This is a genomic window from Gemmatimonadota bacterium (genome assembly GCA_026706845.1).
GTDB lineage: Bacteria > Latescibacterota > UBA2968 > UBA2968 > UBA2968 > VXRD01.
Window position 1 is genome coordinate 1 of record JAPOXY010000271.1, and the last position, 7,896, is coordinate 7,896.

At 49.6% G+C, this 7,896-nt stretch carries 8 protein-coding genes; all 8 read right to left on the bottom strand.

All coding sequences use genetic code 11. The features are described 5' to 3' along the window. On the bottom strand, positions 1–946 hold a 946-nt coding region (locus OXG87_23500), incomplete at its 3' end, for a hydroxyacid dehydrogenase (GenBank protein ID MCY3872522.1). A 30-nt stretch (positions 947–976) separates the two neighbouring features. Then, the gene (locus OXG87_23505) at positions 977–1,825 is read right to left on the bottom strand and encodes a phytanoyl-CoA dioxygenase family protein (protein ID MCY3872523.1); all 849 of its coding nucleotides are present in this window, start codon (positions 1,823–1,825) and stop codon (positions 977–979) included. A 36-nt stretch (positions 1,826–1,861) separates the two neighbouring features. Continuing rightward, positions 1,862–2,761 carry a signal peptidase I gene (gene lepB / locus OXG87_23510; protein ID MCY3872524.1) on the bottom strand — a complete coding sequence of 300 codons (900 nt, stop codon included), beginning with the start codon at positions 2,759–2,761 and terminating at the stop codon, positions 1,862–1,864. 15 nt (positions 2,762–2,776) lie between these two features. Then, positions 2,777–4,228 carry a sulfatase-like hydrolase/transferase gene (locus OXG87_23515; protein ID MCY3872525.1) on the bottom strand — a complete coding sequence of 484 codons (1,452 nt, stop codon included), beginning with the start codon at positions 4,226–4,228 and terminating at the stop codon, positions 2,777–2,779. A 96-nt stretch (positions 4,229–4,324) separates the two neighbouring features. Continuing rightward, positions 4,325–5,548, bottom strand: a complete 1,224-nt coding sequence (locus OXG87_23520; protein ID MCY3872526.1) for an MFS transporter — start codon at positions 5,546–5,548, stop codon at positions 4,325–4,327. A 39-nt stretch (positions 5,549–5,587) separates the two neighbouring features. Next, positions 5,588–5,932 (bottom strand): STAS domain-containing protein, encoded by a 345-nt coding sequence (locus OXG87_23525; protein ID MCY3872527.1) that lies wholly within the window; start codon positions 5,930–5,932, stop codon positions 5,588–5,590. A 170-nt stretch (positions 5,933–6,102) separates the two neighbouring features. After that, the gene (locus tag OXG87_23530) at positions 6,103–7,215 is read right to left on the bottom strand and encodes a Gfo/Idh/MocA family oxidoreductase (protein MCY3872528.1); all 1,113 of its coding nucleotides are present in this window, start codon (positions 7,213–7,215) and stop codon (positions 6,103–6,105) included. Between the two features lie 58 nt (positions 7,216–7,273). After that, positions 7,274–7,896, bottom strand: a 623-nt coding sequence (locus OXG87_23535; GenBank protein MCY3872529.1) for a DUF4143 domain-containing protein, incomplete at its 5' end; no start/stop codon positions are given.

Below are 7,896 nucleotides of genomic sequence, written 5' to 3' on the forward strand. Positions count from 1 at the left end.
GTTTGAAAAAGTGCGGATAATCATCGCCCGTATGCCCCGAAAAATGCGGACTTAAAAACACATTGGGAAGGTGAATAATCTCACTATCGGGAGGAATAGGTTCCGGATCAAAAACCTCGAGACCCGCGGTAATATCGCCTCTCTTGAGGCGTTCGATCAAAGCATAGGAATCGACAATTGCGCCGCGCGAAACATTGACAAAGGCCGACCCGGGTTGGATGAGATCGAGTTCGCGTTTCCCAATCATACCTCTGGTGCGCGGTGTAAGCGGGGCAACGCAGACAATAACATCGCACTCTGAAAAAATCTTATCCATCGAAGTCTGCGTAAAACCCACAATCTCGGCAATATCGCGGGACAAATACGGATCATAAACCCAGATATCCGTATTAAAAGGACGCAAAAAAGAAATGAGACGGCGGCCCATATGCCCACACCCAATAAGACCCACGCGCTTGTCGGTCAACATACCGCGCATATCGCGGTTTTTAGCGCCAATGGTATCGCCAGCGATAATGCGGCGAAAAGCCGCCCCTGCATTGCGCAACGCAATCAGGATAAGCGCGAGCGCCCATTCGGCAACTGGATAAGACGACCCCTGAGTCGTATCAACCGTGCGGATACCGCGTTCCCAGGCGGCATCGAGATCTATCCGCGCGGCAAAGCGGTCACCTTCCAATTCGCCAACCAACTTCAAATTTGGCGCACTATCCATCACCTCGGCATCGATCTTGGGGCACCCGGAGCATACGACAACAGCATCTACATCCCCAATACAATCAATTAAACCCGCAATAATTCCGGGGTCGCGATGGGCTTCATAAATATTGCCACCCTCGCACTCAAACCAATCCCATGTGGCAAAGGTCTCGAGACGGGCGAGTTCTGCCGGCGGAAAATAGCTATCTCGGACGCGCTTATTAGACGCGAGAAGGACTTTTGGCATAACTAACCTCTTTTCAAATTGGGCATCTTCTCACTTCAACCCCTCACCCGGTATCCACTGTATCTCTATCGGCTCTGCCTCGCCATCATACGAGATTCTAAGCGGCTCCATCAGAGCCTGTAACTCAGACGATGACACAGCATCACTGTTATTACCTTCTGCCAGAGCGACCGTAGCCTGTGTGCGCTCGGGCAAAGCGACAAAGTCCGGATAGTACCACATCGTGAGCACAGTCCTGCGCTGATCTGTCTGATTCGCATGCGAAGCGTGCAACAGGCTGCCATAACCCATCACGAGATCGCCGGCTTTAACGGGAACATCGATCTCGTCATCCACCCGCGAAAACCCCGGATCGTCCGGATTGGCAAATGTTCTGAGTTCATCAGTATGACTCGGAGAAATCTCGTCGTGTAAGGCATGACGCTTGAGATGCGATCCCGGAACCACGCGCAAACACCCATTCTGAGGCACCGTATCGGTCAAATAATACATCAAAAAACACTGAATGGGCTGCGTCGTATAGCTCACCGGATCATCCCAAAAACGACCATCTTCGTGCCAGAACAGCGGTGGACTATGCGGCGGCTTACTGATAATGCGTCCATGCCCAAACTTTGGTTCATCAAACCCGAGTTGTTTCAACGCATTGAGCGCATTGGGATGGGCGATGAGTTCAGCCATAACCGGATACTGATAAGCCATAGCCCAATCGATCATGACCATACTCCCGGTCGTGCGATGCATCTCAAAATGCTCCGGTTCCTGTTCCGAGAGCACATCATCGCTAAAGCGCTGCAATCGATCCACCAGAGAAGAATCGAGAATATTCTCAAACACAAAGAACCCATCACGGGCAAATTGTTCTCGTTTGGAAGACAAGGCAAACCTCCTTGTACACAACATCAATAAACACATCTAATTGGGTATTTGACCAATCCGAAGCCATCTGATTTTCCCACTCTCTTCATCTTCTGAAAAATAAATCTGAATAGCTTTGCCAAGCAAATTTTCTATTGGAACAGCGCCCCAAAATCGACTGTCGTAACTATCGTCCCGATTATCGCCCAAAACAAAAAAGTGCCCATCGGGAACCGTATAAGGACCAAAATTATCTCGCGGGCTATTCTGTTTGTTCCACACTCTCAGATCTTCGTATTTAACGCCTTCAGCATCCTCAAATCGCCTTCCATCCACATATACACCCTTATCTTCTATTTTCACTACTTGCCCTTCAATTGCTATGCATCGTTTGATAAACGCGCGTTTGGAATCCTTTGGAAATTTGAAAATAACCAAATCCCCTGGATCTGGCCGATCAACACCTATCACGCGATCCCTCACAAATGGGATTCTAATTCCATAGGCAGACATACTTGCAAATATGTAATCGCCACTCAAAAAGGTATCTGCCATTGCCATGCTGGGAATACTAAACGTTTTAAGGACACAGGTTCTTAGAAATGGTTTCATGACTATCTCAGAAACGAACAGTATCACAACAATTGCCACCAGATAAACCAACCAGTGATTACATCTTTTCCGCTGAAAATATCGAGTTGATTTTTTTGCTGTTTTGAATGCATCCCAAGCAATGTAAAAATAGATAACCAGGAAACAAAGCATGGCTATCCCAAGATTCAAGGGAGCAATCGCAAGACCTCCTATGATGATGAAGATCGATAAAAACACCCCTCCTGAATAAAGAACATAAAACAGGATACCTTTTTTGAGTTGTCCATTATAAATCTGACCGAGTCCTGGAAATGGAAGTCCCAATAAAATTGCTAACCACCATTTTCTTTCCTGCGTTTTCACACCATCAATCTCCTGCTAAACCTCTGGCAAAGGAACCCTATCATTCGTCTGCATCTGCCATTGACGAATACGCTCGGTCAGATCCTTAATACGGTCCCGGCATTTGGGATCGTCAAAATAATTGACAGTTTCACATGGATCGGTATTGAGATCGTATAGTTCACACTGATCGTGCGCGCTGAGATTGAGTTTCCAGCGGTCGGCGGAAAGAACAGATCGCCAGGGCGTACTCATAGCGGGATTGACCTCTGCCTCACCGGGACGCGGGTGTCCGTCATTGCGGTTCCACTGAATAAAAACATCATTCTCCAATAGTGTCGCATCGCCATTCAGCGCGGACACGCGGCTCTCGCCTTGCAGATGATCGGGAATGGATTCACCCATCAAATCCAGAAGCGTGGGCACGAGATCAATATGTGAAATATTCCCCCCGATCACACGCTGCTGATCGGATAACCAGGGCACATGGATGAGAAGTGGCACCCTGACGGACTCCTCGTACAAAACAGTCTTGCCCAAAATGCCGTGATCGCCCACCATCTCGCCGTGATCGCTGGTAAACACAATAATCGTATTATCCGCCTGCCCGCTCTCCTCAAGCGCAGCGAGAATCTTGCCAACAGAGCGATCAATCAACGTAACATTGCCATAATAGCGCGCGCGAACAGCACGCCAGCCCTCATCTGTGCGAAGATCGTAACCGTATTCTTCGGACTCCATATAATAAGCGGACAAAACGCGATTGAGAAGAGACGCATTAGCCGGCGGCTTCTGGCGAAATGTGGGACCAACGGGAAGTTCTGAAGGATCGTAATAATCGTTTAATGGACCGGTATGCGGTGGATGCGGCTCCAGATAAGAAACAGCCAGCACAAAGGGCTGATCGCCACAGGCGTTTATAAATTGGGCAGCGCGGTCGCCCTGGAAAGACGCCTTGGTAAACGGTTCATCCATACTCGCTTCAACATGACGGGAAAAAACGCGCTGACCTTCGGATTCGGAATTGGGATCAAAACCATTTTCCACGAGAAAATGATGGTAGTCACTGCGGTATGCATGGCGTTCAGAACTCGAAAAAAAACGACGATACGAATCCTCGGTACCAACCCATTCGGAAAAACCGTGCTGCGGAAAAATTTCATCGCCGAGATGCCACTTGCCATTATAACAACAGCGATAATCGGAAGACACCAACTCCGCAATAGTTTGCACATCTCGAGGCAGCGGAACATTGCACGCTGGCACGCGCGCGGTATGCGGATAAAGACCACACAACATCGTAGCGCGCGAGGGACTGCACACGGGCTGGCTGACATAGGCATTCTCAAAGACAAAACTCTTATCCGCAAGCGCATTGAGATGCGGCGTATCAATATGATCATTGCCATAACACCGCATCGTATCCGCGCGCTGTTGATCGGTAAAGATAAATAACAAATTCGGTTTTCTAAGAAATGCGTTCATCATCAAAACCTCCAGCAATCAGCAATCAGCAATCAGCAGTCAGCGGTCAGTTCGCCTAACCACTCAATCTCTCAGCTCCCAAACCCTGACTATTAATTTTTAATTCGTCAATCGCCACTGCGACCTGGGAATCACAACAGCGAGAACAGCGAGAACGACACACCCCGCAATGGCAAACACCGCGCAGTGCAAAAGCGTCTGCGACAGCGCAACATCTGGACCTTCCGCCGACGAAACACCAGCCAGAAGAGCAAGACAAAGCGAAAATGACAAACGCCCAATCAGACTCTGAATCGACAGATACGTCGCGCGATGGTGTTGTTGCAAGCGCGGAACAGTCGCCGCATTGAGAGGCGCAATCATAAGCGCGCGAGGGACAGACCGGAAAGCCAACAAAAGCGCAACAACAGGGTGAAAAAAGAACCCCATCAATGAAATGAGAACAACCTGCACCCCTGCACTGAGCATAAGTGCTGACCGGGTACCGAAATGATCGCGCAGGCGAATACTCTGTTTTGCAAACCACGCGGCAATACCCATCGTCAGCGCCGTGTGTAAACCCGTAAGCAACGGGGTAGAAGCCTGGGCACCAAGCAACTGGATATAGGGCTGATAAAATTCATAGGGGATATGGTTGACAACCGTCATAAAAACGGAAAACAACATCAACCAGCCAAGCACGGGTTGGCTGAGATACGCAAGACAGGCGCGAATCTGCAAAAAAAATCCCGACGCCTGTCCTCCAGAAGCAGCACTGGACTCTCGGTCGGGTTCGGCAAATAACAAAACCAGCGCAAAAGCCACGCAAGCGGCCAACAAAGACAGGCCATAGGCGACGCGCAAAGCAAAGATAGACACCGCCCCCCCAAGGAGCGCAGCACCTGCTGAAGCAATAAAAACATTCCGCGTAATGCGCGCTTCGCGCTGGGGATAGGCGTCTTCTCTATCCAAACATTTGAGCAAATCGTAGTGAAACGACGTATCCGTGCCAGACCGAAAGGCCATGCTTGCAGCCAGCCCAATTTGCGCCAGCACAAAAATACCAAAAGACCCACCCAAAAAAAACAGAGCATACGCAAAGATCGCTGAAACAGCAGAAATCAGAAGGGTCAGACGACGCCCCAGAGTATCGGACAAATACCCGGAGGGCACTTCCAGAATAACAACGGCAACATAATAAATGGCTTCGAGACGCAGCACCTGCTCAATGGGCATGTGCTGGTTAAAATAGAGAAAAAAGACGGGCAACCAGAAATACGCCTGCGTTAAGGGGGCATAAATCGGATACAATCGAACGCTGCGAGTGAGTTCAGAATGTGACATCGTCAATTGTCAAAAGCCATCCGCTCTGCGGATGGTCGTTTACTCATGCCTGAAACTGACCATAGCGCGGTTCACCGTTCTGAACGTTTGAAAAGCCGAAGCCAGAGACGTAACCATGAGAATGCTCTCGATTCTTCTGGTAATACCCACCAGACGCAAATCGCCACCTGCAGCCTTAACTGTCGCCAGAGATGCGGTGAGAACCCCGAGCATTGCACTGCCAAACCACCTGACAGCAGAAAAATCGACAATCACGCGATTGGTGCCACTTGCAACGAGTTGCTTGATGTGGTCGTGAAACGGCATAACATCAGGACCGTCCATCAGTTCACCTGTAAGGGTAATAATCGCGATATCGTCTTTGATTTCTTCCCTTAGGTTCATAGCTACTTCCTTTGTTAAATGAGATTGGATATTCTTTGAATGCGATAACATAAGCCTCTTGCACCGATTTTACAACTATTTCTTAATCTACAAAAGGGACTGGCATGGAATTTGCAAGAGTGGAATACAACAAAAAACGGGACACTTGAATCTGGTCCTGTTTTTGCTTTTTAAGTCATCGGATCTCGTTTGAGCAAAGGCAGGGGATTGGGTGTGACGAGCACACCGCCATTTTCATAGGATTCAATCGCCGCCCATGTGTATTCGAGGGCAGCGAGCGCATCGTGACCCGAAGCGCGGAGTTCTTCCCTGGGCACACCATTGGTGACATCCTCGAGAAAAGCGTGGATGCGATTGGGAAAAGTGGAGCCAAAGTCAGTAATCCCCGTATCATCCACAATGGGATCGGGCGCGGCACCGTGCGACATATTCTCCGGCATAGGCGCTGTGCCGGGCGCGGGCCAGAAAGTAATTTTTTCAACGCAATTCTCAATACAAAAAGTCCCGAGCGTACCCGCCACTTCAACGCTCCACCAGCCGCCCAGACCAAAAGTGACATCACCGCGCTGGCTCAGCAAATAACCCATAGCACCGCTTTCAAAACGCACGTGAATACTATTGAGGGAAATCATGAGATCGCCCGCTTGCTTGCGAAAACTGGGACGGTCAAAAAATGCCTGCACATGGGTGATATTGCCGCAAAAATCGCGCATCACGCTGAAAGGATGCGTGAGAAAAGCCTTGACGTGAAAATAGGGATGTCCCCACGACTTCGGCCCTTTGCCTGGTCTATAAGTCGCTTCACCACCTGCAAAACCCATCTTGTGAATACAGTAAATTTGTTCGCCCACTTTGCCTTCTGCGATATATTCCCGCGCCTTGTCCGCCGGTTGAGAAAAATAATGGTTGAGATTGCAGCCGAGGTACAAATTTTGTTCTGCGGCATAAGCGACCATATCGCGGGCTTCATCAATATCGTTGGACAGGGGTTTTTCACACAGAACGTGTTTGCCAGCGGCGAGAGCCTCCATCGTCGGTTCATAGTGCCAACTGCCATTCTCATTTCCTCCGGTCGTGACATCGACAATATCCAGATCCTCGTTCTCCAACATATCTTTGAGACTATAATAAGCTTTAACACCGTGTCTTTCCGCAGCCTTATCCGCGGACTCTTTGACAACATCGCACACCGCAACGAGATCTGCAAGATCGTCTTCTGCATGACAGCCTGCATGCCGATTGCCAATACCACCCATACCAACAACGCCAACTTTAAGTGCCATAAGAATATCTCCAAAAAATAAAAGGATTCACAATAAAGTGCAATCACGCATCGCGCGATCACAGTCTCTGGCGCTCGAACTGTTCGAGCATTTCATCCAGTCCGGACAACGGCACCACCTCACCATCTCGTCGAGATTGCCGATCTGTACCTCCATAGACGACTACTTTGCCGGAAATTTGCGGCAGTACCTTTGCAATCCGGTTGAGCGCGTTAAAATAGTCAGAGGCAATCGTGGCACCAGACTTGATCTCAATAGCACAAAGACCATTGCCATTCTCATACAGAAGATCGCACTCCAACCCCCGGGCGTCTCGAAAAAAAGACAAATTGGACCGGTAGCCTCGATTGAAACGGTGCTTGAGAGTCTCCACCACAACCGCATTTTCAAACAGCGCCCCGCGGAGCGGATGGGTGGCAACCTGTCCAGCATGCTCAATACCTATGAGATAGCTCGCCAACCCGACATCGTAGAAGTACAGCTTGGGAGACTTGACCAACCGCTTGCGAATATTGGCGTAAAACGACGGAAGTTGAAAAACCACATAGCTCGCTTCCAGGACCGTCAGCCAGTGTCGCGCTGTAGTGTGAGAAACGCCAGCATCTGCGCCCAGAGCCGAGAGATTGGCCAGTTGCCCCACGCGCCCGGCACACAAGCGAACGAAGCGACGAAAACTGGAAA